This is a genomic window from Streptococcus anginosus, from assembly GCF_001697145.1.
Classification (GTDB): domain Bacteria; phylum Bacillota; class Bacilli; order Lactobacillales; family Streptococcaceae; genus Streptococcus; species Streptococcus hominis.
Map to the genome: position 1 here is coordinate 1,250,678 of NZ_CP012719.1, position 23,384 is coordinate 1,274,061.

12 protein-coding genes are annotated in these 23,384 nt (G+C 35.3%); 3 read left to right on the forward strand and 9 right to left on the reverse strand.

Annotated elements, in window-relative coordinates; genetic code table 11:
• Positions 1-79 precede the first annotated feature (79 nt).
• The 3 genes from SanJ4206_RS06050 (at position 80) to SanJ4206_RS06060 (ending at position 2,935) form a co-directional block, all read left to right on the forward strand.
• The gene (locus tag SanJ4206_RS06050; RefSeq protein WP_003029083.1) at positions 80-1,051 is read left to right on the forward strand and encodes a helix-turn-helix transcriptional regulator; all 972 of its coding nucleotides are present in this window, start codon (positions 80-82) and stop codon (positions 1,049-1,051) included.
• 196 nt (positions 1,052-1,247) lie between these two features.
• Positions 1,248-1,598, forward strand: coding sequence for a plasmid mobilization protein (locus SanJ4206_RS06055; RefSeq protein ID WP_003029081.1), 351 nt, complete (start codon positions 1,248-1,250; stop codon positions 1,596-1,598).
• Between the two features lie 5 nt (positions 1,599-1,603).
• Positions 1,604-2,935: a relaxase/mobilization nuclease domain-containing protein gene (locus SanJ4206_RS06060; RefSeq protein WP_003029080.1), complete on the forward strand. Its 1,332-nt coding sequence runs from the start codon at positions 1,604-1,606 to the stop codon at positions 2,933-2,935.
• 21 nt (positions 2,936-2,956) lie between these two features.
• On the opposite strand, the gene SanJ4206_RS06065 is transcribed toward SanJ4206_RS06060, so the two are convergent.
• The 9 genes from SanJ4206_RS06065 to SanJ4206_RS06105 all read right to left on the reverse strand — a co-directional run bounded on the left by SanJ4206_RS06065 (position 2,957) and on the right by SanJ4206_RS06105 (position 23,384).
• Positions 2,957-5,290, reverse strand: coding sequence for a S8 family peptidase (locus SanJ4206_RS06065; protein WP_003029079.1), 2,334 nt, complete (start codon positions 5,288-5,290; stop codon positions 2,957-2,959).
• Between the two features lie 2 nt (positions 5,291-5,292).
• On the reverse strand, positions 5,293-6,390 hold the full coding sequence (locus SanJ4206_RS06070) for an AAA family ATPase (RefSeq protein ID WP_003029078.1): 1,098 nt from the start codon (positions 6,388-6,390) through the stop codon (positions 5,293-5,295).
• Between the two features lie 152 nt (positions 6,391-6,542).
• Complete coding sequence (locus SanJ4206_RS06075; RefSeq protein ID WP_003029077.1) at positions 6,543-7,202, reverse strand: hypothetical protein; 660 nt, start codon at positions 7,200-7,202, stop codon at positions 6,543-6,545.
• A 44-nt stretch (positions 7,203-7,246) separates the two neighbouring features.
• Positions 7,247-15,994 (reverse strand): helicase-related protein, encoded by an 8,748-nt coding sequence (locus tag SanJ4206_RS06080; RefSeq protein WP_037582664.1) that lies wholly within the window; start codon positions 15,992-15,994, stop codon positions 7,247-7,249.
• Between the two features lie 77 nt (positions 15,995-16,071).
• Positions 16,072-17,613: an AlbA family DNA-binding domain-containing protein gene (locus SanJ4206_RS06085; RefSeq protein WP_037582662.1), complete on the reverse strand. Its 1,542-nt coding sequence runs from the start codon at positions 17,611-17,613 to the stop codon at positions 16,072-16,074.
• Positions 17,614-17,694: 81 nt separating this feature from the next.
• Positions 17,695-19,401: a DNA topoisomerase 3 gene (locus SanJ4206_RS06090; RefSeq protein WP_003029074.1), complete on the reverse strand. Its 1,707-nt coding sequence runs from the start codon at positions 19,399-19,401 to the stop codon at positions 17,695-17,697.
• A gap of 97 nt (positions 19,402-19,498) precedes the next feature.
• Positions 19,499-21,025, reverse strand: a complete 1,527-nt coding sequence (locus tag SanJ4206_RS06095) for a CD1107 family mobile element protein (RefSeq protein ID WP_003029073.1) — start codon at positions 21,023-21,025, stop codon at positions 19,499-19,501.
• Positions 21,006-21,239, reverse strand: coding sequence for a hypothetical protein (locus tag SanJ4206_RS06100; RefSeq protein WP_003029072.1), 234 nt, complete (start codon positions 21,237-21,239; stop codon positions 21,006-21,008). The genes SanJ4206_RS06095 and SanJ4206_RS06100 overlap by 20 nt, the downstream gene beginning before the upstream one ends.
• A gap of 12 nt (positions 21,240-21,251) precedes the next feature.
• Positions 21,252-23,384 carry a CHAP domain-containing protein gene (locus SanJ4206_RS06105; RefSeq protein WP_003029070.1) on the reverse strand — a complete coding sequence of 711 codons (2,133 nt, stop codon included), beginning with the start codon at positions 23,382-23,384 and terminating at the stop codon, positions 21,252-21,254.

The window sequence follows — 23,384 nt, forward strand, 5'->3', positions numbered from 1 at the left end:
TATTAGGTTTTCCTGTTTGATATTTTATAATTTTGTGATATAATTAAATAAAATTATGATATTTAGGAGGTGTTCTCTAATGGAAAAAACAGTTATTGATTATTTAACACATTTAGTTGATAACGCCCCTTTTATCCCTATTCCAACATTATCGAGTGAAAACAATCAAATGTTTCAAATGGACTCACATCATGGTAAAGGAACTTTTCGAATACTGAAGTTTGACAGTAGTATGATTCTGATTTTAATTGCCGATTTTACTCCAAATGAAACAATAGAAAAAGTAACCGAAGTATCCGAAAAATATTTAGAAATTAGCCAATTTGAAACAGAAAGCAGTTCCTTTAAAATTGGAGGCAGAAAATTAAACAATGTGGAGAAAGGGATATACTGCTATTTAAATACTGAAAAAAAAACTTATACTCACTGTGAAGCAAATAAGCCTGTTAAATTTACAAAAATCATTCTCACTAAAGAATATTTTGATACCTTTCTTAAATTAAAATATGATGATTTTGAATATGAAAAGGCAAAAATTCTTAACTCCTATTTACTTAAAACTCAAAATTCTCCTCAGCTGAATTTTATATTTCAACAAATAAGAGAATCTCAAGCCGAAGGAAAAGTTCTTCCTCTGTACTTAGAAAGTAAAGTTATGGAATTACTGTCCATCATCATTTCGAACTTGGGAAAAAAAGAAAAAAATATTTCTGTTGTTCTAACTAAAAAAGACAAGCAAAATCTTAAAAAGGTAGTATCGACAATGAAAAAAGACTTGTCCGTCCATATTGACGGTATTGAACTTTCTAAAATCGCTTTAATGAGTCCTGCACGATTTCAATTAGCTTTCCGCAAGTACTATGGTGTACCTCCGTATGAATATTTAAAAGAATTGAGATTAAATAAGGCATTATTGCTTCTGAAAAATTCGGAACATAGCATATCTGAAATATCCGAAAAAGTTGGCTACTCACATACGGGACATTTTGCTAAAATTTTCAAATCAACTTATGGTATTACACCAAGCAAATATAGAAGTATGCTTAACTAAATTTAAATTACAAATAAATAACTTGCTTAACGCTTGCTATCTAATTCATTCTTTTGTAGCAAGCACAGTAAGTGTACGGACACTTACGAAAAAATTGATGAAGCAGCCCTCTGGGATCTGCTTCTTTTTTTATCAATTTTTAACTTGTTAGGGTGTACCCTAAGACCCCGAAATACATTCAAAGGAGGATTTACCTATGGCAAATAGAATGCGAAATGAACGACTTGAAATTAAATTGACAGAAGAAGAAAAGGCTATTTTTGAAGAGAAAAGAAAACTTGCCAAAAGTAAAAATATGAGCCATTTCATCCGCAAGTGCGTTTTAGAAAAGGAAATATATCAAGTGGATTTAGAACCGTTTAGAGATTTACAGGGACTACTTTCCAATGCTACAAGCAACATCAATCAGATTGCAAAGCGTGTAAATTCCACCGGCATAATCTATAAAGACGATATAAACGATATGAAAAAGCAGATTGAATATTTCTCAAAAGAACTGTGGCAGATACATTCTCTACTTCTTAACAGAACTTCCGGAGGTGATTAAATTTTATGGCTATCACAAAAATACATCCTATAAAATCAACCCTTAATCTTGCCATTTCGTATATTGTTAATGGAGAAAAAACAGATGAGCAAATCTTAGTAACAACTCATAAATGCCATCAGGAAACTGCTCATACCCAGTTTTTAAGAACCCGAAATGATGCCGGAACAAACGGAACTGTCCTTGCCAGACACCTAATTCAATCCTTTTTGCCGGGAGAAACAAGTCCTGAAATGGCACATCAGATCGGTCTTGAACTATGTAAAAAGATATTAAAGGATGAATACGAATATGTCTTATCTACCCACATAGATAAAGGGCATATCCACAATCATATCATCTTCAATAATGTAAATATGGTTAGTGGAAAGTGCTATCAGTCCAACAAGAAAAGCTATCATCAACTCAGGTATCAAAGCGATAAGCTATGCAAGGATAATAACCTTTCTGTGATTGATGAATTCTACGAGAGCTATAAGAGAAAGTACAAAACAAATGGTAAGTCATGGTATGAAAATGAACAATCTAAGAAAGGTACTTCTTGGAAAAGCAGACTTCAATTTGACATTGATTGTTTGATAAAACAGTCTAAAGATTGGGAAGAATTTCTAAAGAAAATGGCGGAACTTGGTTATGAAATAAAGCATGGAAAACATATAGCTTTTAAGCCAAAAGATAAGCAGAGATTTACAAGAGCTAAAACAATTGGTGAAGATTATACCGAAGAAAGATTAAAAGAGCGTATTACAGAAAGGAGTGCTATTAAGGATCCTGCTGTCAAAAAACGAATCGGAAATGTCATCAATGTGAATACCAATGCCAAAGTGAAAAAGAGCAAAGGCTATGAATATTGGGCAACAAAACATAACTTAAATACAATGGCTGAGTCAGTTGTTTTCATCAGAGAACATGGCATTAACTCCGTTAAGCAGCTTGATGAATACATCAAGAAAAGTGCTGAAGAAAGACAGAACTTACAAGATAAAATCAAAGAAATTGACAAGGATATGCAGCTACTTTCTAATACAATGGAACAAGTTCATACTGTTAAAAAATATAGAGCCTACTACAAGGAATATAAAGCAAATCCTTCTGATAAGGCATTTTTTGAGGAGCATAAGGCTGAAATCACACACTACGAAACAGATCTTGCAAAACTTAAAAAATCCTATTCAAAGCTGCCTGATTCAAAGGATATTTTAGATAAACTTGATAAATTGCAAGAAAAAAAGAATACCCTTATGCAAGAGTATTCTTCTACAAAATCTACTATGGACGAGCTTTATCAAATACGAAAAAACTACGGAATTTACATGGGTAAGGAGATGGAGAGATAATTAATTTCTTACCTCACTTTTTTATAAATTAATATTGATATTTTCTGATATTTTGATATTATTGTGCCAAAAATTATATTCATCAAGTTTTTGTGTAATACCATTATAAACATTACAAGTATTAGTTGGATCTTTAATTGTGATGATTAAACAAAATTCTTGACTTAATTCCCTATTTTCGATAGCTGCCCTATCTTCAATACTACTTCTATAAGTGTTATCTATTGTTAAATACCATTTTTTATCGGCAGTTGTATATTTCAATTTGTTCCCATCTGTCAACTCAGATGTATCCACTGCATATTTTTTTACTGGATAGTATTTGTCTCCATACTGAATTAACATTCTTTCTTTTAACGCAAACTCTTTCGATGATTCTCTCATTTTGACCTTGCTATATAATGAACCTACCAATATATTTTGAGCCCCACTCCTTCCAATCGGATTTAATATACAATTTTTGCTTGTATCCCTAGGCACCTTTTCATCATAAGAACCAAACTTCACATCTATATTCGATTGACAATATTCGAACCCTTGAGTTGGATCTAAAATAGGATCATACACAAGCGTTACAATAGCCTGAAAATTAAAGAACCCGTCCTTTACCAAGCATTCTGGCATAGGAAAATCTTTAATATCTATAAATCTTCCTTTCGGCAGAACATCACGCAGTATTAAAGTTGTTTCATTTGGAGTATTATATAATATGTTATGGACGGTATCAGGTAATCCAAAACCAAGATATTTAGTTCTTTCAAATTCTGGTATTTCAGTATTATTAGGATAATTAGCTGAATGAATTATTAAGCTTTTCAATAACAAAGGGTCAAATTCTTCATCCATTTCATTTAATAAACCCGCAGCTAAAGCAGCTACTCTAGGGGTAGAAAAGCTAGTACCTGCTTGTTCTGCGATCTCTCCATTTTTAGAAAATGATTTTACTCCCCCTTGAATAATCTCTCCGCGTGAATTAACTCCAGCATTACCGCCTAAATGAACAATATCAGGCTTTATTATATATGCCGGTCCTGGTCCTCTTCTCGAAAATGGCGATAAGTTATATGGCTCAGATATCCAACCATACTCCTTTTTATCTGCAATAGATCCAACCACCAATGATCTAATAGAATCAGCTCCTTCGTGTAATTTACCAACAGCACCTCCTCTAGCAAAATTAGTACAATTTCCAGCTGATTTACATATTAGGACATTATATTCGTCTTGAATATCATCCAATGCAATAGCAAAATCGCTAAATTTTTGTTCAGATATTTCTCGAACAATACTTATTGATAAATTCCATATTTTTATTTCTTTATGGTTATTTTTTATAACCTCTCTAATATTTTCTATTAATTCATCTTCTTCTATACTTTCCTTTTGAGTATCTGGAAAAATCGCAGCGTCAAAGACTCTTATATTTTTAGCCCCGACAACTTCTTCTCCTTGAAGCTCATCCCCATATGTAATAACACCCGCAACAAATGTTCCATGACTTTCCGATATTAATTCATTTGGATATGGGGAATTTCTATTTCCATAAATCCATGACTTTAACGGGGCTATCCCACATATTCCATTATCTAACACACCGACAATCTCACTTCTTTTATCAACATCATATTCTTTTATTTTTATTTCATCTTTTTTATTCAAAACATCTAAATTAATTGATACATATGGCATAGGAACAAATTCTTCTGCTAAGTCAAACAATGTGCTATTTACGAGTTTATCCACTTGCAAATTTGAGATATTGCATAGTTTATATATTATTAGTGATTTCGTATAATTTGTTTTTACGAATTCTACATGTTCATTTCTCAAAAGCATCTCAAATTTTGCTTTATGACTCGTGTTAGTAGAAAACTCATTGAAGTTAAAAAGTTTCACCTTATAGTTAGAGACGCCTTCAGTTTTATATACAGTGGGCTTATATTTAATGATATTATCAATACCCGAAATACCATATGCATTATTTTTAACATCGGTTATTTTTTCTTCAATTTTAGCTCCATCTTTTTGAGAATCCACACGAACAATTAAAGTATTTTCATCTGAAACTCCAATAACATTATTCTTATTAGTAAAAAATATATTCTCGATTTTCTTTCTATGGCTTTTAGCATGTGCATCTTTATTTAATTTTGCTTCTATTATAACTGGTATATTTCTGTCTTCCCAATCTTCTTCTAAAGCATCAGAAATCATTCGAGTCAATTCAAAAGATTTTTCATTCAACTCGTTGCCACTTAGAACGAACTTAGGAAGTTCTTTTTTACTCATACCTTCCACTCTTTGTTTGTCCTCTTCTCGTTTAGCAAAAAATTTAATCGGCAATTTCTCTTTCATTCTTATTCACCCCTTACTTTTTTAGAAATCATCTGTATTCTTCTCAGTGGAAATCCACAACTTTGTAACTCTCTATGAGTCATGCCTCCTTGAATTAAAAATTCAAGGAACTCGTCGTCATTTGTTATTGAATGATTTTTAAACAAAAACGCCTCTCTTAAAATATCAAATGTAGTAATCTCATTTTTTTCATTTATTACGGAACTTCTCATAGAATTGTTCATTATAGTGTTAATATCAGAATGACTTAATCCTATTAATGAAATTGCCAAATTCTCAATTTTCTTATCTGAAATATCAAATTTAAATTTCGAATTATCAATACATATATGTATCAAACTATTAATTTCATGTTCTGTTGGTCTACTAACGCTCAAAACTCTATTAAATCTACGCCAAATAGCTGGATCAAGTAACTCATGATGATTTGTAGCTGCAATTATAATACTATCTTTGCTAAAAACATCTATATTTTGAATAAGGCTATTTACAACTCTTTTTAATTCACCCGTCTCATTTTTATCATCTCTTATTTTAGCTATTACATCAAATTCATCTAAAAATAAGATACATTCTTGCCTTGAAGCAAAATCAAATATTTTCCTAATATTTTTTGCTGTACTTCCCAACAAAGATGAAATCATTCCATCCAGCCTTGCAGTTACTAATGGAAGTTCAGTCTCCATAGATATATATTGTGCCATTGAGGTTTTACCACATCCCGGTGGACCATAGAGAAGCAATGTACAAGGTTCATCTATTCCAGCTTTTAATAATTTATCTCTGTTTTCATAACCTTTTATAAACTCCCTGATTTTGTTATCAATTTCATTATTCAAAATTAATTTGTCTCTCTCAATAATCGGATAGCAAATATCTACCATGTCCATTCTGCTTTCACCATCAACAGGCTTAGATGATAATGAATCTAAGGACAATATTCCTCCTCTTTTTTTTGATAATAAATTTTTTATTTTTCGTGATAATGCTAAATCACCATCATTTTCTAAATTTTTAGCCAATATCTTAGAATAATTAAAGACCTTTTCCTTGTCTCCGGATAACGCACCTTCAATTATTTTGGAAATTTCAGTATACATTCCATGCACCTCCTATTTTCTTCATTATACATCAATCCGTATCATTTTTCAATATTTCTGTTATCAAAATTATATTTTTTGTTATTATTTTTCAATTATTGTTATCAAAACAAAAGAGCCGGTGCAGTCCTAAGACCACACCGACCGCAATTTTATCTCTCAGCTTCTTTGCTTGCCTCTTTCTTTTCTTTCGGCTTTTCCTTATCTTCAGCCTGATATTTCTTAATAGTTCCAAGTACAGATTCTTTCTTTTCTTCCTGTCCTTTCATCTGTTCCTTTGCCTTTAACAGTTTTGAAGAAAGTATCCTGATATTGCTATGCTCCTTGCCGTTATCATCAACGGATGTTCTGTTTTGTCCAAAGAGCTTAACAAAATCTCCCTGCTTAAAGTCCTTTGGAATATCACTTTTTTCTCCATAAGCTGAGCAATTATGATATACCTTGTTTCCTTCATCATCTTTGGATACTACGGAGAAATTCGCCACCTTAAAGACTTCTCCATTCTTGTTTTCCCTTTCTACTACATCGACCTCTCCAACAATATTTCCGACAATATTGATAAGATTATTCTTTTCTTCCTGAACATAAGGCAGGTCTTTTATCTGCCCCTGCTCCCTTAAATCCTCAATCATATAGTCGAATTCTTCATGCAGCAAATTAACGGTGTCATTGTCCATATAAGCGTCATAGAGCTTATCCAAAGCACCTTCATCGTTAATTCCTTTTTCCATGCTGATAACCGCCTTAACAAAGTCCTTGTGATTATCATTTACCATATCTTCAATCCTATCCCTTATTGTTTTGTAATCCATGTTTTTATATCTCCTTTCATGGTAAAAGGGAGCTGTTCGCTCCCTTATCTTAAAATTTCCTGTTCTTTTGTTTTTTGCTTTTCTTCTGTTTTACTTTCATTTTGATAAGCTTTTATCTGTCCTAAAATAGATGGCTTATCCTCTGATTTTTGTGTGATTTCTTCTTTACTATGAAGATTGTCCTCCACATCATAAGTTGACTCAAAATAATCACTGTCCTTAAAGTCATTGTCATATCTGTCAGGAATACCGTCATTATCGAGGTCTTTGGAAAGCGGATCATAGAAGTTGCCTTCATCATCAATATCAAGTCCCGTTGCTGCTCTTAAATCTTCGGAATCAATATAAACTAAATCACTAAAAGAGGACATTTCTATTTCATTTTTCATGTTCCTTAGAGCCTCATTCTCTCCTTTATTCTCATAGTCAAAGCTCTCTGTTTTGATAGGAGTATCATCAATGTACTGCGTCCAAGTTTTCTCCTCTAAGTTCAGTTCATACTGAATACCATGTCTTTCATCCGGTGTATTGGTATAGGCGATCCCGATATGCTTTAAGTCAGGATACAAGGTATTAAATTCATCATAGCTGTGATTTTCTTCGTACTCTCTGTTACAGAAATCAATGATTGCCCTTTTTACATCTTCTATAAGCGGATTATCATTTCTCTTTTCTTCCACTTCTCCCATATCGAGCAGCTTATTCAGTTCTGCAAGTCTTAATACCTTACTTTTCAACTCATCAGCTTTTTCAAAAGGCTTTTTTAATTCCTCTTTGGCATTTTCAAGCTGTTCTTTTGTACTGACGAGCTTTTCCTCTAATCTTTTCAGTTTTTCGGGCATTTTCTCAAGAGCATTATCCAGTCTTGTAATATTACCGTCCGCACTTGTTCCAAGCTCTCCTGAATGCTTTGCAGCACCGTTTAGGCTAAAGTTATGCTCATTGGTAAAGAAATTATAGCTTACCTCTAAATCCATATTTCTATACTTGCCTATCACCTTGCTTTCATTGATTTTAACCTTTGAAATAGCTTCAAGCAGTCTTTCTCCGGCTAATTTCTTATCGATAATCTTTTCTCCCGCAATTGTAATGGAAGTAAACTTTTCCTCACCTTCCGCTTTAGGTTCTACACTTGCTATATCTTTCTTAACAGCTTCTATGAGCTTTTCCGTTCTTGCGATTTCTTCAGGATAATTTTTCGCCACCTTATCCTCTAATCTGTAACGGTTAGACTTATAGTTTGCTTCAAGCATTTTTAGTTTCGTAACCTCATTATCCAAATCCATCTTCTCTTTAATCTTCGGATCACCTGTGGCAAGAGCTTTAATTTCTGCATAGTTAAGGGAGCTTTCGTCCACATCTTCTGCCACACGAACAGGAGTCTTACTTGTCATAATCTGAGAAATGAATTTCTGTTTGTTTTCTATCGTCTGCCATAAATAGGCATCAAATGTGTTTTCTGTAACATAGCGATAAATATTTACTTTCTCATTTTCGTTCCCCTGTCTTACAATTCTCCCTGCTCTTTGCTCTAAGTCAGCGGGACGCCAAGGCACATCGAGGTCATGCAAAGCAATCAGCTTATTTTGCACATTCGTTCCGGCTCCCATCTTCTGTGTTGAACCCATTAAAATACGGATTTCTCCTTTTCTTACTTTCGCAAAGAGTTCATCTTTTTGCTTATCGGAATTCGCTTCATGGATAAAAGCAATCTCTTCTTTCGGTATTCCCATTGCTACAAGTTTTTCTCTAATATCATCATAGATGTTAAATTCTCCATCTCCTTTTGGAGTGGACATATCAGAAAAAAGTAGCTGTGTTGACCTGTTATCTTTTGTCTTATCCCAAATAGCAAATACATTTTTCACGCATACATTGACCTTGCTATCAGGATTATCCGGAAGCAGGGGATTGATTAGACGCTGATCTAAGGCAAGTTTCTTACCGTCATTGGTAATCTTAAGCATATTATCTTCGTCAGGCTCTACAACCCTATTTCTTACATCATCTGCTCTTTCAGCAAGACTCTTTAGGATTTCCTTTTGTTCCTCACTTGGCTCTGTTTTAATAACCTCGTAGTTAGCTTCAGGCGTAGGAAGATTAAGCATATCCGCAGTCTGAATATCAGCAACTTCCTTAAACATGCTCATTAGTTCAGGCAAGTTATAGAACTTTGAAAATCTCGTTTTTACCCTATATCCTGTTCCTTCAGGAGATAATTCAAATGAGCTTTGTGTTTCTCCAAAGGTAGAAGCCCAAGAATCAAAATGCTCCAAGTTGTTTTTCTTTAAGCTCTCATACTGAAGATAACGCTGCATGGTATAAAGCTCGGTCATGGAGTTTGATACAGGCGTTCCTGTGGCAAAGACCACGCCTTTCCCACCTGTCATTTCATCCATGTAACGGCATTTCATGAACATATCAGAGGACTTAAAGGCTTCTGACTGCCCGATACCTGCAACATTTCTCATTTTGGTATAGAGATAAAGGTTCTTAAAACCATGTGCCTCGTCAACAAAGAGCTTATCAACTCCTAATTCCTCAAAGGTAATCACATCGTCTTTCTTAAAATCATCATTTAATTTTTCAAGCCTTGTTTCCAGTTTTTTCTTTGTCTTTTCAAGCTGTTTTACGGTGAAATTCTGATTTCTGTCATGCTTGTATTCTTCTACATAGTTTACAATTTCATCAATCTGATCTTGGATGTGCTTTTCCTGATATTCCTTACTCATCGGGATTTTTTCAAACTGCGTATGCCCGATTACAACCGCATCATATTCCCCTGTTGCAATCTTTCCGATAAATCTCTTTCTGTTTTTCGGCTCAAAGTCTTTTTTATCAGCCACCATAATGTTAGCCGATGGATATAGCTGCATAAACTCACGACCGATTTGCCCTGTTAAGTGATTTGGAACAACAAACAAGGACTTACTGCACATTCCAAGCCTTTTACTTTCCATTGCGGAAGCCACCATTTCAAAGGTCTTTCCACTGCCTACAACATGGGCAAGCAGGGTGTTTCCTCCATAAAGGCTTCTTGCTATGGCGTTTCTTTGATGAGGTCTTAAATCAATCTTTGTATTCATTCCCTCAAAAGAAAGATTACTTCCGTCATATTCTCTGTTTCGAATTGAGTTAAAACGCTCATTATACAGTTTTACAAGACGATTTCTTCTTTCCTGATCGTTAAATATCCAGTTCTTAAATTCTTCTTTTAATAGCTCCTGCTTTTGTCCTGCAAGCATGGTTTCTTTTTTATTTAAGACAGAAGTTTTAGAGCCGTCCGGATTTACAATCTGGTCAAATACCTTTGTTTCTTTCAGGTTTAAGGCATCTTCAATCAACTTATAGGCATTTACCCTTGATGTACCAAAGGTCATTTCTGCAAGGTCATTTCCCCTGTCCCTGCTTTTTCCTTCTACATTCCATTCGCTTGTAAGGTTTGAAAATTTAACCTTAATATCCCATCTTGCATACCCCGGAGTTTTTAGCGTTTCAAAGATGAATTTCTCAATATCTTTAATCGGTATCCAAGTTGCACCAAGACGCACATTAATTTCACTTGCTTCAAGCTCCTTTGGAAGAACTTTGGTAAGCTCTGCTTTTTGGTATTCCAAACGGTTCATTTCATAGCTTATCAGCTCTTTTTCTTTTCCATTCTCGGCAAAACCAAGATGAGGGAGTTCTCTTTCCGTTTGTCTGAGCTTTGATAAGTAGCTGTCTACTATGGCAATCTTATCCCTGATATTCCCACTTAAATATTCATCCTTTGTTACATAGCCATATTTATAGGAATTGCTGCCATTGGCACAGGCAAAAGGTAAATCGCCATCCTCGGGGTTAAAGGAAAGCGGTCTGTAAAAGTTTTGTTCCTCTCTGATATTTAAGTAGATTTCCCCTCGAAGCTCCTCAATCAAAGTCAGTCTGTCTTTTCCGGTAAGACTTCCCATATAGTCAAAGTCCACATAACCTTTTTCAGATACCGATAAAACAAGAGCTTCTAAAGAAGTATCCACATGGTCTATGACTTTGGCTTTTGTAATGGTTCTTTTGGAGAAAATATCTCCCTTTGCCTTGAAGTTTTCTTCTTCATCAAGGATTTCAATGGACGATACCAAAGGGAAGTTGCTATCCTCTTTCAAGGCTCTGGTATTACTTAGGTTATTTACAAAGCCATGTTTCTTTGAAAAGTTATCATATACTTCATTTAGTTTTTCCTGTGAAGCCTTGATTTCTTCTTCTCTAAAATCTTCTTTCTGCTTGTAAATCACATCTTTTAAGGCAGCGTTCAACTCAATGTAATCCTTGATTTTTTCTTTGTTTTTATCGGTTACTTCCTTTTTGATAAAGAGTGAGTTTTCTCTATAATAGACTTCATCATCAATCAAGGTATACGAGAAGTTTTTTACATCATCGGTTGCAGGGATAGAGGTTATTTCATCATCCAAAAGCTCTATTTCTTCATACTTGGCATCTTTTGAAATTCTTTCTCCCGCAATCTCGATACGATCCTTTAACGAAGCCATATTGTTCTCTTGCCCTAAAAAGGCCATCGGCTCACAAGTTAGAGTTTTCCCAAATCGACCACTTACTTCACGCATAGAACCAAGCACTTGCTCAGGATGATCGACAAAATATTTGTTATATACAAGCCCGTTTTCATCTTCCGCAAGATGTATCCAATCTTCCTCTCGCTCAAGTACGCTATCTCTTTTCTTTAGGAAAATAATATCGCTTGTTACCTCAGTTCCGGCAACACCCTTAAAGGTATCATTTGGAAGTCTAATTGCCCCTAAAAATTCGGCTCTTGCTGCAAGATACCTTCTTACACTTTCGTCTTTTTTATCCATTGTTCCTGAAGATGTAATAAAGGCGATAACGCCGCCATTTCTCACTTTATCAATGGACTTGGCAAAGAAATAATCGTGAATAAGAAAGTTATTGCGGTTATATTCTCTGTCATTTACCTTGTACTCTCCAAATGGGACATTTCCGATTGCTACATCAAAGAAGTTATTGGAGAATCCCGTTTCTTCCAGTCCCTTTACCTGTACTTCACTTTCAGGGTATAAGAGTTTTCCAATACGACCGCTTACTGAGTCAAGCTCTACGCCATAAAACTTTGACTTACTCATTTCATCAGGTACATTACCGATAAAGTTCCCTATACCCATTGACGGCTCAAGGATATTTCCCTGTTTAAATCCCATACCGGAAAGTGTCTTATATATTCCGTCAATGACCGTTTTCGGTGTGTAAAAGCTCGTTAGGGTTGATTCTCTTGCAGCTTCGTATTCTGATGACGATAGATTTCCCTTTAAGAAGGCTCTTGCCTCTTTCCACTGCCCATCCTTACTTTCGTCAAAGACTTCAGCAAGTCCACCCCAGCCGACATATTTTGCTAAAACTTCCTGAGCTATAATATCAAGCTCTCTTTCTCCACTTTCCACTCTGTTAAGCATAGAAATTGCTTCTAGGTTATTGTTTAATCTCTCGCTTGGAGATATCTTTTGAGGAAGAGTTTCTTCTGTAATCTTGAAATTATGAGCTTCATTTTTCTTTATTTCTATTTCCTCAAAAGTCTTTTCGGGCTTTGCATTGGTAATATTTTCAAAGGTTTTATCAAGCTCACTTTCTTTGTAATAAGGAATTACATCGGAGCCTGTAATCATACCTCCAAGATACTCTGTATTATCCTTGACCGTTACTGTCTTTAGGTTATTTCCCATGTCATCAAATCTTGTGATGGTATAGTCTTTATCCTTGTATTTCACTTCATCACCGATGATAAAGTCAGGTCTTTCAAGGCTTATTTGTCTTAATAAATCCTCATCATCTGTAAAGGCTACAATCGGAATTTGATGATTACCTTGTCTTACAGGATCAAGCCACAAATCATTTCTTCCTATAATTTGATTTTTAGAAATCTCCCTTACTTTGTACTCCTCATGATTAAAATAGACGGTATCGCCTTCTTTAACTGCAAACTCACCTGAAAGGCTATCCTCTTTTTCGTTAGGTTCTACTTCTTCTTTTTCCTTTAGATAGTCAAATAAGGAAGCCTGAAAAGGTTCTGATTGTATGCTTTCTTCTACTTCTTCAGGTGCTTCAAGCTCTGTAATATTCTCCTCAAAGCGAAGTTCTCCGTTAAAGACATGATGAAGCTCCTGCTCATCCATCTGCTTTTTAAGTTCACTGTCTTTAAGTTCTCTAAAGGTCTTTGGAAAATCCTCTAAAACAAGTCTTTGGGCATTTAGTTCCTTTAGCTCTTCAAGATTAAAATATCCCCATTCAGGTTCAATCCCAAGTACAAGTCCAAAGGCATCACCACTTTCTATATCATATTCCGTCATATACCAAGTCCAGTTACTTCTAAATGGAATAATATATGCTGCATGAACCTGTTTATCCGCTAAAGCTACATCCTCCTGTGCGTAAAGCTCCGGTACTCTTTCAAGCATTTCATCTGTCATTAAGTTTTCAGGATCATCTTTGGAATAATATTGTGGTTCTTCTATCTCTGCCTTACTTCCTATTTCCATTTCTTCAATATAGAGATTTTTAGAAAGCAGTTCATCGATATGCTTTGCAACACTTGTCCAAGTAAGAAACACATCATTACAATCATTTTTCTGTAATTTAAGTCCCTTTGCATCGTGCCATTCATCACTTCCCTTTGCTCCTGAAACAGCATGAGAATGACCTCCGATTCCATACTCATCTTTTAAGAAATTCGCTTTTTCCTGAAGCGTATGATTTTCTTTGAAAAACTTAGTGATTCGCTCTTTTCCTTGAGATACTCCACTTCCTCTTGAAATCGTAGCAATAACTTCATCTTCTGTAATAAAGCCATGTATCTTTGGAAATTCGGTAAGGTTAGAGGTATATTCCTTTCTTGGGAGTTCAAGCTCCTGCAATTTCTGATAAAGGCTATCTACCTTGTGATAATGAAATCTTAGTACATCTCTGTTTTCTTTATAACCTTTTAAAAAGCGACTGTACTCGGAAATAACATTCTTTAGATAGTCAGGATTTTTAAGAGCTTCCGATAACTGTCTTGTTTCTTTCGGAAAGCCACCACCTCTTTCTATAAAGTCAAAATAGCCTTGTGCTTTTCCTTCTTCGCTTAAATCGTGCGTTAGATACCATAAGGATTCTGAAATTCTATCCCTTTCATAGTCCTGTGCCTCTAAAAGTTCTACATTTGTAGCAAACTCACCTCTGTCAAGAAGTTCATTTATCCTACTTGCTGCATCACGCCAGCTTAAAATTTGTGTATTATCCTCTCTTGCTGATGTTCCATAAGCTAAATGAATACCTTTATCCGAATACCAGGAAGATACTTCTCTTTCATCAATGTAAAATCCGTTTCCTCCTCTAAAGGTATCTTTGAGGTATTCTCCCAATTCTTCATTACTTTTTCCTTTAGAAAACTCTGCGATAACAGGAAGTCTTTCGCCCTCATGGTTTCCACCGTTTACAAGAATACTGTCAATATCATTTTGAGTAAGAGGTATTGGAAGTTTAATCTGTCCGTAGGAATTTTCAGGCAAAGAAAAAGAAGCCTTGTCAGCTTCTCTTATCTCTCTATCCGTATTGTCTTTTAAATCTCCACTACTTCCTTGATTATCATTTCTTTGAGTGCTGAAATCATCGCTTTGTACTGCGGATGGCTCTCGTCCTCTATCTTCCAAGCCATCATCAGTTTCGGCTTCTCTGCTCTCATAAACTCTATTGCCTGTTTCTGAGTATCCATCAGGTGTTTTGTTAGCTTCTTCTCCTTGTATAGATCCACTAACATCTCGAAGTGGTTCTGCTCCTCGCTGTTTGAAAGATAATCTAGCCTCATCACTGCGTATGTCGGATTCGGATATTCCCTCATAAAGTCCATCTCTTCCTCTAACTGATTCAGTGTATTCTCTTTGATTTTCTCTATTATCTCGTCCGTACTCTCCATTTCGGAAAATTCGCTCGTTTTCACTAATTCTTTCCTGAGCATCTCGTCGAAGTACATTTTCTTCTACCTCCTCTAATTCTTCTTTTATTTTATTATATCCTGCTTCTTTACCTCTTAAAACTTCTTTTTGAAGCTCTAACTCTTTACTTTTTTGAATGGTTGCATCAATGACTGTTCCGCTAATATCGGACACCGTTTCTCCTAGACTCATAAGAGAAATGCTGTCAAGCATTGCAAAGTTTTCCTCTAACAGCTCCTTATCCATAGGATAGTCTAACTTAAATCTTGAAGCTACTGCATAGCTTATCGAATCCCTCACAAATTTAGTAAAGGAAATCCTATCTTCATCGCCTATTCTAAGTTCATTCATAAGATTATCTATTTTTTCATCTCCGTAAAGCCTGTTTAAAGAAAAGATATTTTCTAAGGTGCTTTCGCTTTCTTCATAGCCCTCAGCTTTTATCATTTCTTTTAATACATCTCTATGAGCTTCTTTATCAAATCTCCAAAGATTTACCTCATTAACATCTCTGTTTTTGGAAACTGTCTGACTAATATCAAAGATATAGTCCACCTTTTTGTATGTGCCGTAGTCCTCTAAAATGGGAATACCTTTTTGTCCACGCATAACCGTTCTGTTAAAGCGTTCTCTCCAGTAGTCAAACTTGGCACAAGCTGTCGCTTTAGGATTTTTATCATAAATACTTAACTGACTTCTAAAATCATATTTCTGATTGTTTCCGACAACCTTTAAGAGCTTCAGATACTCTGCTTCACTCTGCAGAATATCTTGTTTTATTAGCTCCAAAATGTTATGAAAATCATTTATTCGCATATTTACCTCCTTCTTTTTTACAAACAAAAAAGGCGGTTAGATTTCACTCTAATCACCTTTCAATTCTGTGTGTTTGTTTACTTCTGTTTTATCACTACCCATTTACCAGCTTTCGTAGAACCTTCTCTTTTTATGATTCCATGAGCTTTTAGGTTTCTTATATGATAGCGTACTCCATCTGCTGTAATATCTTGTATTTCTTCAGCGATTTGTTCAGCAGTAATATTAGGATTGCCCTCCATAAGTTTAACTATTTGTTCTTGAATGCCACCTTTTTCTTTGGTAGTTTCTTTGGTAGTTTCTTTGGTAGTGCTACCATTAAAACCTTTCAAAAACTCTTCATTCACACCCATAACTGCATTGGTATAGTCATCTTCCTCATTATCCGGATAGAACTTAAGCTCAGGAGAACCATTTTCTAATAGTGCATCTTTCGCACGCCTAATGCCTGAACCGTAAGACTCTATTAAGTTAAGGGAAAAGAACATATCTTTCAGCTCTTTGTTAAGATATTGCCTTCTATCAAAACTTCTATCTCTATTAAGTGCTTCGATTGTTACCGGCGGAAGTGGTCTGTTATGATTCACAAAAGAAATTCTGTCTTTGTATATATAGATCCCTACATACTCAGGCGTATCATACTCCTTGTGTAAGATAGCATTTGTAGCAAGCTCCTCAAATGCTGTGAGCGGATAGTTAAAGATAATCTTATGCTCAATTTTATCAGCTTCCCTTATTGTATATGAAGCCATGATATTATCTTCAAAATACTTGCTGACTTGTTTTGCTTGTATCCAAACAGGCCCATCAAATCTTTTCGATTCCATTTTATCCGTTCCGTCAATTTCTCTTATAACTTCAACATGGGCATTTGGAATAAATTTATTTGGTGTTTCTGCAAACATAAGCACAGCAAAATTCTTGGCTCTATAACCTCCATATCCACTTTCACTTACAAGTCCCATACTCTTTGCCATATCAAGTTTGGACATCTCTCTAATATCTTTTTTAGCTCCCGTTTGAATAAGATACTCTTTCATATACTCATAGCTTAAGTCATCTATGGTAGCTGTATCATTGAGATTTGAACTGAAAGAAAAGCCTGCAAATTTCTTTAATAACTCAAATTCTTCCGTCGGGTTAGGAAGTCTTGAATCTCTCCCAACTCTGATATATCTTCCTGCCTTTAATCTAATATTTTTGTCTTTTTCCGCCTTTTCGCTTGTCTGAAATGGTCCACCTGAAGTGCTTTCAACAGCAACAACGATATAAAACTTATCATCAATCGTATCTGAAATAATATGATAGGTGATTTTAGGATGAATGTTGGAAAGAAGTGATTTTAATTCATTTTCAATGCCTTCAAGTTTTGATTCTGCTATCCCTTCAATCGGTCTTTTGGGAATTGCCTTATCACCAGTTTCTTTATCATCTACTTCCTCTATACCGACAAACAGCAAACCAATCTCATTGTTCATATAATTATTGGCAAAGGCACAGGCAGTTTTTAGAATTTTATCTTTAAAATTTGCCGACTTTTTATATTCAATAAAACTGCTTTCTATATTTTGGTTTTCAAGAATGTTATGAGCCATTCTCTTTATATCTAAAAGCTGCATAATACCTCCTCTTTTCAAAAATTTTATCATTATATTATAACATTTTATGCCCTTTTTTTCTACCCACAGGAAATGTCAATTTTATCCACGATAAGTTGAAACAACACCTCTTATCTCATTTTCAATCGCTTCTAAAAAATTTTCCTTTGAAGATTGCCCCTGTGCAATATCCGATAATTCCATTTCCCACTTTGCGGTTGTTTCTGCTGATTTAAAAGTATCTGCTACAATCGTTACAAGGCTGATTCCTTTGTGTGTGGCAATAAGGTTTTTCTTATCTCTTTCAATAAATCCTTTGAAGATTAAATTTTCAATGATTCCTGCTCTTGTTGCAGGTGTTCCAAGTCCTTTTCTTTCTACTTCTACACCTTTTTCCAATGCGTCATTTCCTGCAAGCTCCATAGCCTTTAGGAGAAGATCTTCCGTAAAATGTTTAGGCGATGATGTGTATTTTTCTTTTATCTCTTTATCTTTAATATCAAGACTATCACCAATCTTTACATCCGGAAGCACTGTATCTTCATTTTTCTTTTTTACATATTCGTTTAGGTATTTGGTAAAGCCTTCATCTACAATCACCTTGCCACTGCTTGTAAATTCAAATCCATCAAACTTAGCTACAATCTTTGTCGTATTTTCTACTAACGGATAACCTACGCTTGCGTGAAATTTATCAGATATAAGGAAGTAAACTTTAGCTTCACTTAAAGGAAGTTCTGAAACATCTTCTTTTAAGGAACTGATTGTCGGGATAATCGCATGATGATCTGTAACCTTTTTAGAGTTAAATACCGTCTTAATACGCCCCGTATCAAAGTCATTCTTTCCTAAGATATGATTGATGGTACTTGTAATCATATCTTCCGTTAAGCATCTGCTGTCTGTTCTCGGATAGGTAATCAGTTTTTTCTCATACAGACTTTGAGCATAATCAAGTGTTTGCTTGGCACTATATCCAAAATACTTATTGCACTCTCTTTGAAGCGTTGTAAGGTCAAAAGGAAGTTCAGATTTTGTTACCTTTTCTTTCTGAATGACATCGGTAATTTCTATGGAATTACCTAATAGATTGATAAGCTGCTCTGCAACTGCCTTATCATCAATTCTATCGGTAGAAAGAGAAAAGCCGTCTAAATCAAGCTCTACTGTAAAATATTTTTCTTTCTTGAAATTTGCTATATCATCATCTCTTTTTACAATCATTGCAAGGGTAGGTGTCTGAACTCTTCCTACACTATAATTTTGCTTATATAGGCACGAGTATAGCCTACTTAAATTCATTCCCACAAGCCAATCCGCTATTGCCCTTGCTTGTGCAGATTCAAAAAGATTATCGTAAAAACTTCCGTCTTTTAGGTTATCAAAACCATCTTTAATTGCACTATCCTCCATTGATGAAATCCAAAGGCGTTTCATCTTCTTTTTACAATTTGCCTGATTGTAGACAAGCCTGAAGATTGCTTCTCCTTCACGCCCTGCATCGCAAGCATTTATCACGATGTCTATGTCCTTATCATTCATCAGCTTTTTAAGAATCGTAAATTGTTTTTTTGTGAACTTTGCAATCTCATACTTATATTCTTTTGGGATAATCGGTAAATCCGCCATATTCCACTTGGCATACTTTTCGTCATAGCTTTCCGGATTTGCCATTTGAATTAAATGTCCAACACACCAGCTTACCCTATATCCGTTTCCTTCATAATATCCGTCTTTCTTCTTTGTTGCTCCGATCACTTTTGCAATAGAAATTGCAACACTTGGCTTTTCATCAATTACAAGTTTCATCTATATTTTTCCTCCTGTTTTCAATATAAAAGGGCGAAAGATTTTACTCTCTCGCCCTGTGTCTTGCACCAAATATTGTATAGTTTTAGGTGCAAGTTTACTCTAACTCATTATCTTCTGTTTCAACTTCATCTACTTCCTTTTCACTTTCTTCCGCTTCTGAAAAGAAATCATCATCTTCCTCCTCAAAGCCTTCAAGCTCCTTATCTTCCTTTTTCTTAATGACCTTAAAATAATATCCGACACCTAATGCTCCTGCTACTACAAGAATGAGAATTAAGTAAGTTCCCATATTGCTGCTTTCTTCTTTTTTCACTGGTTTAGGTTCTTCTTTTTGTGGTTCTTCCTTTGTGATTTCCTGTTTTGGAGCTTCTTTTTTCTCAACCATATTAAGAAGATCATCTTCAGATACTTCTGTTAGGAGCATGACATTCTCGCTATCCTCATCATGGTTAATGATTAGATGAAAAGTCTTACCGTTTTTAGTTGTAAAGGTAACAAACTGTCTTGCATCCGCTGAATATTTATCTGTTTCTTTATTATCTTTGCTGTCATTATGGTGAATTGGATAATCATTGTTCGCATTATCCTTATTTCCCGTAACAGTTCCTCTTGCCTTTGATGGTGCTGAAGCAACTCCCTTATTGGTATTTACATTCTTACTCGAACCATCCATAGAGGAATCCTGACTACTGTTATTGGCGGGCTGTTTCGGTGTCAGCTTATTGGGATAACGAACTTCCTTTTCTTTCTCGTCTGTCTTGCCAACATTTGTGGACTTTGTAATCTTTCCTGTATTATCCTGTGATAATGAGCCTTTCCCCGTATCACTTACCGATGTTTGAGGAAAGTTTCCTGTTCCTGTTTTCATTCCGGAGATAGGGCTGATTGGTGTTACAGTAGGATTATGCGTAACCGTAGCCTTGCCAACTTCATTCGTCTTTTTCTCAAGCTCCTTAATTTTCTCAGTTAGCTTGTCTATCTCCTTTTTCATATCCGCCGATAAGTCCTTATCGTCTTTGCCCTTCTCAAGTTTTTCCTTCAGCTTATCTATTTTTTCCTCAAGGTCTTTGATTTTCTCCTTTTGCTTATCGCTTAATTTATCCTTGTCCTTAATCTCCTGATTTAGCTTATCAAGTTTTTCCTGAAGTTCTTTAGACTCCTTTTCCATTCTGGAAATGTCATCTTTGCTAAGTTCTGTCTGCGTACTTTGTTCGGTTTTCGGCTTTTCTTCTGTCTGTGTTTCTTTATCTTTAACCTCAACCTTTGCTACTTTACGGATGATTTCATCTTTCCCATCCCCTTTAACTTCATAAAATAGAAATTCATCAATAAATTTCATATCATCAGACAGCATTGGAAGATCTCCACTATCAAGAAACTGTCCTTTTTCTGCCTTAATCTTTTCTTCCTTAAAGACTTTTTCGTCCTCAAAAATATACTTAACATTAACCTCTACTTCCGTTTGAGCAACGACTTCTATCGGACTTACAAGTGTCGGAAGCAAACCTCCCTGTGCAAATACAATCTTGCTACCTGCAAATAAAGAGATTACTACTCCCACAATCAAAAGCACTGCTCCAAGAGCTACTCCCGCAGCCTTTTTATTCTTCATTTTTTCCATTTCCGTTCTCCTTTTTCATTTCTGCTTTTTCTCTGTTTACTTTTGCCATAAGATCAGAAATTGTAATATTGTTCTTTCTGCAAATGGCAATAATTTCTTCGTTTTCAAGTTCTTCCTCACGAATGAACAAAGGCTCCAATTCTTCATCAATCAGAGTCTTTTTATCTTTTAATTTCTTTATTCTGTTTTTTACTGCTGTCAGTTCTTTTTTCAAATTGTATCCTCCTTATCTTTTTACATTTGGTGGGAAGCCATATCCTACTGGATGGTGCTTGCAGAAAGTTGCTATCCAATCATCTAAAGTTGTTACTCTGATTCGACCGATATTATCTATCACCTTGCCATCGCCTATATAAATTCCCACATGACCATAGGTAAGTCCTGCTGTACTTCCGCTACTACTGCTTTCAACTGCAACAAGCATTCCTACCTTGAGTTTTGATTTATCTGATGTAAAGGTGTAGTTTCGGTACATATCACAGGCATTTCCTCCGATATATCCAAGTCCTGCATTTTGATAGACCTGCGATACCCACATAGCACACCAGCCTGCACCCGGAGATGGCGTAATATATGCAGCATTTACAATCTTCTTTTGAACTTCCGTAGAAGCCTCATACTCTTTTCCACCTCCGATACCTCCATTTGAAGCAATCAGATCGCTATTGCCAAAGGCTTCTCCCATATTGCCTTGAGCAAGGAACAAGGCTTCATAGTGTTTCAAGTTATCAGGATAGTTTGCAAAGATTTCTCTGATGATACTGTCCATTTCCCTTTTATGAAGGGTTACAATGAGCTTCTTGTACTCGTAAGGTTCTTCATGGCTTTCGGTATATTCGTTTCCATCTTCATCGGTATAGGTTTCTGTAACTGTCCTGTATCTGATTTCAATTTCTTCCTTATACTCAAGGTCATACATGGACTTAAAAAGCTCATCTAATAAAGAGCTTACTTCTGATACAGTCTTTACTTCTCCGCACCTTGATGTAATGTAGGATAAAAGCTCATGGACATTATGACCGATGTACTCTGTGTTATTTAGGATGTACTCGTCATATCCGGGATAATTTTCTTTGACATTATCAACCTCGTTTTGCAGCTCCTTTTCCATCCCTGAAAAATTCTCATTGATTTCACTTAGAACATTAGGCTTTGATAAATAACTTGTTGTAAGAACCGTACTTGTAGAGTTCATAAAGCCTGTCATTCCTGTACCTGCAAAGTTAATGAAGAAAGTTCCCAAAATAATAAGACCTATGAAAATAATCATAAGTCCCTTCGCTTTTCTTAATATAACTTCCTTTGAACTTTTAAGACTTCCTATAAGCCCTTCCTTAATGCGATCTCTAAGCCTTGACTTATTCTGCCTTTTAATGGATTCTTTCATCTGCTTTCGCTTTTGAAATCGCTTAAAGTTATTTGCTTTTTGATACTCCTCTGTCTTTTTCAGCTCCTCTTTGGCATCTCGAAACTCCAATTTGGATTTTCGCTTTCTGATTTTATAGTCCTTATTTGTAAGGTCATATCCTTTTTTGTCTTTTTTCTTATCCGAGTAATTCTTAATGCCATGAATGAGCTTTGAGCTTGTATCGGCTGTTTTTTCTCCTGCCTCTACCCCTTGATTTTCATCGCTTCCATGGGATAAGTAATCTCTTACGGTTTCACTTCCTTTGGCAAGTCCTGATAAAGCGGATACTTTAGAAGCCTTGTCCCTGAAAATTCTTTCCTGTTCTTTAGAAAGTCTGTTTTTCTTTTCTCTATCAAGGATGGCTTCTTTTCCGCTTTTTTTATTGTCAGCTTTTTCCTTTTTAGCTTCTTTATCTTTTTTTCTGGTATAGAGCTTATCGGAATAGTTTTTTCTCTTATAATTTTTCTTTTGAACCTTTTGGCTTTTTGAAAAGCCATTTATATCTTTCGCTTTATGTTGCAGATTATCTTCAACATCATAGGTTGACTCAAAATAGTCGCTGTCCCTAAAGTCATTGTCATATCTATCTATGATCCCGTCATTATCAAGGTCTTTTCCCAAAGAATCATAGATTTTTCCGTCATTAAACTCAGTACCATAATCAGCTTTTCCGATTTCTTCCTGACTTACATTTCCTGTTTCAGGACTTCTATACCTTGCATTTCTTTTGGAAGTCCCTTGAACCGGTTCACTGTCAGAGGTCATTTTGCTTGTTTTATCATGAACCTTATCTTGAAATCGGTCTTTTTCATGGACAATTTTTCCTCTGTAATCATCGTTATGCTTTAGCTTACTTTCTTCATGCTCTATGCTGCTATTACTTTGCAATGTTTCCTTTTCTATCCTTGCCCTTTGCCTTTCCTTAAAGTCCTTTTTCAGTTTCTTTCCCAT

Coding starts and splice junctions, on each gene's coding strand:
- SanJ4206_RS06050 (WP_003029083.1), top strand. CDS start 80: ATGGAAAAAACAGTTATTGATTATTTAACACATTTAGTTGATAACGCC.
- SanJ4206_RS06055 (WP_003029081.1), top strand. CDS start 1,248: ATGGCAAATAGAATGCGAAATGAACGACTTGAAATTAAATTGACAGAA.
- SanJ4206_RS06060 (WP_003029080.1), top strand. CDS start 1,604: ATGGCTATCACAAAAATACATCCTATAAAATCAACCCTTAATCTTGCC.
- SanJ4206_RS06065 (WP_003029079.1), bottom strand. CDS start 5,290: ATGAAAGAGAAATTGCCGATTAAATTTTTTGCTAAACGAGAAGAGGAC.
- SanJ4206_RS06070 (WP_003029078.1), bottom strand. CDS start 6,390: ATGTATACTGAAATTTCCAAAATAATTGAAGGTGCGTTATCCGGAGAC.
- SanJ4206_RS06075 (WP_003029077.1), bottom strand. CDS start 7,202: ATGGATTACAAAACAATAAGGGATAGGATTGAAGATATGGTAAATGAT.
- SanJ4206_RS06080 (WP_037582664.1), bottom strand. CDS start 15,994: ATGCGAATAAATGATTTTCATAACATTTTGGAGCTAATAAAACAAGAT.
- SanJ4206_RS06085 (WP_037582662.1), bottom strand. CDS start 17,613: ATGCAGCTTTTAGATATAAAGAGAATGGCTCATAACATTCTTGAAAAC.
- SanJ4206_RS06090 (WP_003029074.1), bottom strand. CDS start 19,401: ATGAAACTTGTAATTGATGAAAAGCCAAGTGTTGCAATTTCTATTGCA.
- SanJ4206_RS06095 (WP_003029073.1), bottom strand. CDS start 21,025: ATGGAAAAAATGAAGAATAAAAAGGCTGCGGGAGTAGCTCTTGGAGCA.
- SanJ4206_RS06105 (WP_003029070.1), bottom strand. CDS start 23,384: ATGGGAAAGAAACTGAAAAAGGACTTTAAGGAAAGGCAAAGGGCAAGG.